General features: G+C 37.6%; 5 protein-coding genes. 3 read left to right on the top strand and 2 right to left on the bottom strand.

What is annotated here, in order from left to right; translation table 11 throughout:
* Nucleotides 1–187: 187 nt before the first annotated feature.
* The 3 genes from ON09_RS23225 (at nucleotide 188) to ON09_RS23215 (ending at nucleotide 2,216) form a co-directional block, all read left to right on the top strand.
* The gene (locus ON09_RS23225) at nucleotides 188–586 is read left to right on the top strand and encodes a four helix bundle protein (RefSeq protein ID WP_010603463.1); all 399 of its coding nucleotides are present in this window, start codon (nucleotides 188–190) and stop codon (nucleotides 584–586) included.
* 109 nt (nucleotides 587–695) lie between these two features.
* Nucleotides 696–1,583 carry a flavin reductase family protein gene (locus ON09_RS23220; RefSeq protein ID WP_010603462.1) on the top strand — a complete coding sequence of 296 codons (888 nt, stop codon included), beginning with the start codon at nucleotides 696–698 and terminating at the stop codon, nucleotides 1,581–1,583.
* Nucleotides 1,584–1,607: 24 nt separating this feature from the next.
* Nucleotides 1,608–2,216, top strand: a complete 609-nt coding sequence (locus tag ON09_RS23215; protein WP_010603461.1) for a YdeI/OmpD-associated family protein — start codon at nucleotides 1,608–1,610, stop codon at nucleotides 2,214–2,216.
* 2 nt (nucleotides 2,217–2,218) lie between these two features.
* Here ON09_RS23215 and ON09_RS23210 read toward each other — a convergent pair whose 3' ends face one another.
* Both ON09_RS23210 and ON09_RS23205 read right to left on the bottom strand, forming a co-directional pair.
* The gene (locus ON09_RS23210) at nucleotides 2,219–2,761 is read right to left on the bottom strand and encodes a C40 family peptidase (RefSeq protein WP_029204591.1); all 543 of its coding nucleotides are present in this window, start codon (nucleotides 2,759–2,761) and stop codon (nucleotides 2,219–2,221) included.
* 256 nt (nucleotides 2,762–3,017) lie between these two features.
* Nucleotides 3,018–3,298 (bottom strand): SDR family oxidoreductase (locus tag ON09_RS23205; RefSeq protein WP_010603459.1); only part of this gene is annotated, 281 nt, incomplete at its 5' end.

The raw sequence follows: 3,298 nt of genomic DNA, 5'->3' as shown, positions 1-3,298 counted from the left end.
TTATTGAAAAATTGAAATGTTTGAAAGTTGAAATGTCCAGGTTGCAAAATGACAGTGCTTATAAACTGATTATTTGAAATTTAGCTATTGCAATTGTTTTCTGTTGAAAAATTGAAATGTTTGAAAGTTGAAATGTGCAGGTTGCAAAATGACAGTGCTTATAAACTAAGTATTTAAAGGTTTGCTTATGGCAAAAATCGAAAAGTTTGAGGATTTGGAAATCTGGCAATTGGCAAAACAAGTAGGGGTAGAGGCTTATCGTATTTCTGATTCTGAACCAATGAAATCTGACTTTGGCTTGAAAGATCAGTTTCGACGAGCAGCCATGTCAATGTCTGATAATGTTGCCGAAGGTTTTGAGTATAATAACAACCCAGATTTTGTTCGATTTTTAACATATGCCAAAGGTTCTTCCGGTGAGTTTAGAAATAAGATAATAATACTACAGGCAGCTAACAAACTTTCGCAAAATGATTTCAATTTTTTATATGATAAGTGTGTTGAATTTTCAGCAAAAACTAAGCGGTTTATTGATTATCTAAGAGATTTTGAATTAAAAAAGAAGAACTTAGAGGGCAAAAGGTAGAATCTTAAACTCGTTTTATTTAGAATTGATTGCTATCACATGAAACATTACAACTTTTCCAATATCAAGTATCGCGTCTCAAAAACCTTCCAACCTTAAAACCTCTACCGTGTTAACCCTAAAAACTGAAGATTTAACTCCTGTGCAATTGCAAGATTACCTGCAATACGCCATCGCTCCGCGGCCAATTTGCTTTGCATCCACTGTTGATGCTGAAGGAAACATTAACCTGAGTCCGTTTAGTTTTTTTAATATGTTTAGTACAAAGCCGCCGATTTGTATTTTTTCGCCGGCCAGGCGTGTACGCGATAATACAACTAAACACACCTTAGAAAACGTTCTCGAAGTAAAAGAGTGTGTCATCAACATTGTGAATTATGATATGGTTCAGCAAATGAGCCTTGCCAGTACGGAATACGCAAAAGGCGTGAACGAATTTGAAAAGGCAGGTTTTACGATGCTACAATCTGAATTGGTTGCCCCACCAAGAGTGGCAGAAGCACCTGTTCAGTTCGAATGTGTGGTCAATCAGGTTATTCCTTTGGGCGATAATCATGGTGCCGGAAACTTAATTTTAGCAGAAATTAAGCTGATTCACATCAATGAAAATGTGCTTGATGAAAATGGTAAAATTGATCAGCAAAAAATAGATTTGGTTGCCCGTTTGGGTGGCGATTGGTATTGCCGGGTTACGGAAAGCAATCTGTTTAAAGTGGCTAAGCCGTTGGCCAAATTGGGAATCGGTGTTGATGCTTTACCAAAATCTGTCCGGTTATCAAAGGTTCTTACAGGAAACGATTTGGGTATGCTGGGCAATATTGAGCATTTACCAAACGAAGATGAAATTGATCTGGTTTCAAATCATCCAGAGGTAAAAGAAGTTTTGGATGCGACAATAGGAGATGTGACTAACAGAGAACGTGAACTTCATGAACTGGCTAGAAATTTTCTGAAAAATGGTGATGTGGATCTTGCATTAAAAGTTGTTTTACTTTAAATTTAATTGTTAAAACCAAACACTATGCATACCATCGTTCAGGTTGATCAATACATCATCAATTCAGCGGAATTTGCGATTCCTATTTTGGATCATCTCAGAAATCTTATCCATAAAGCAGATGCTCGAATAGAAGAAAAAATGAAGTGGAGTATGCCTTTTTTCGATCTAAAAGGTTCGGTTTGCCATTTCGCCTCGTTTAAAAATCACTGTGCTTTCGGCTTCTGGAAAGGCTCCCTAATGAAAGATGAGTGTAATCTTTTTAAAGATAGGAACAATGCAATGGGTTCATTGGGTAAAATCACATCTATTAAAGATCTCCCCGCCGACGAAATTCTAATCGCCTATATTTTAGAAGCCATCCAGCTCAATGAAGATGGAATCAAACTTCCACCAAAGCCAAAAGCTACTGAAAAACCAACGCTCGTTGTTCCACAATACTTTATCGATGCGCTGCAGGAAGATCCATCCGCTTTAAGTATCTTTCAAAATTTTAGCGAATCGAACAAACGCGAATATGTGAATTGGCTGGAAGAAGCTAAAACCGAAGCGACCAAACTAAAAAGATTAGATACAGCCGTTGAATGGATTGCTGAAGGTAAACCCAGAATGTGGAAGTATCTGAAAAAATAAGTTTAGATAATACTTACAATTTTCATGAAACGCGTTTTGTAATGCCCGTTTAGAGGTGTAATGGTTACGCCTTTGGCTTTTCCTGAGGAAGCGTGAATGAATTTAATGCCATCAGCATCAACCGAATAAACAATTCCTACATGACCAACTCTTCTAACGCTGGAATTACTTCCCGTAAAAATCAATACATCGCCTACCTTTGCATTTTCTAAATTGGTTTCTTTACCGGCGCCGCTAAATTCTCTTGATGAGCGTGGCACCTTGAAGCCAAAGTTGCTGAAAACGTAACTAACGAAGCCAGAACAATCGAATCCTAATTTCGGGTTGCTCGTTGCATATCGGTAACGGATACCCAACATGCTTTTCGCAAAGTCGATTAATGTTTCTGATTTGGTTTCCTTTTGATTATTGGTTGCTTTAGCATCTTTCGGAAGATTCGCAACCAACTTTTTCACCATTTCCTGGTATTGTGCGGGTATTATGGTTTGGGCTTTTACTGCAGTGGCAGACAAAATGAAAAACAGAATTGGAATTATTTTCTTCATATGTTGGTGCCAAAGATATAAAAATATTTTAAGGCACATTAAAATGTTGAAAACCAGTTGAAACAAAAAAGCCCAAGCTAAACTCGGGCACATTTGTTAAATATCTGAATGGAATTTTTCCTCTTTGATTGCCTGGAAACCATGAAATCCAGCTAAAAAGGGTACAGTCAGGTGAATTTATTTCAGATGTGAAAATCAATTATATGTGAACAAATGATTTGTTAACAACTAAAATGACTACAACTGAAAGGCGGTTTTACGGTGTAGTTACTGCTACAGGTAAAATTTTTCCATTAAAGAATTTTTGTCCTGTTTTAGCAAAATCGGCAACATATTTACCCATTTCAAAAGCCATCACCGGGCTTTGGTAGCCTGGAAACGCCGCTTCAAGCATTTCGGTTTGCGCAGAACCTAAAGCCAGGCAATTTACCTTTATGCCGGTTTCAGCCAATTCGAATGCCAAACATTCCGTTAAGGTATGTAGTGCCGCTTTACTGGCCGAATAGGCTGATAAACCAGGAAATTTCACGCTGCCTT

It is taken from the genome of Pedobacter agri PB92, from assembly GCF_000258495.1.
GTDB lineage: Bacteria > Bacteroidota > Bacteroidia > Sphingobacteriales > Sphingobacteriaceae > Pedobacter > Pedobacter agri.
The sequence above is the reverse complement of the archived record's forward strand: the minus strand, read 5'-3'. Positions and strand labels throughout refer to the sequence as shown.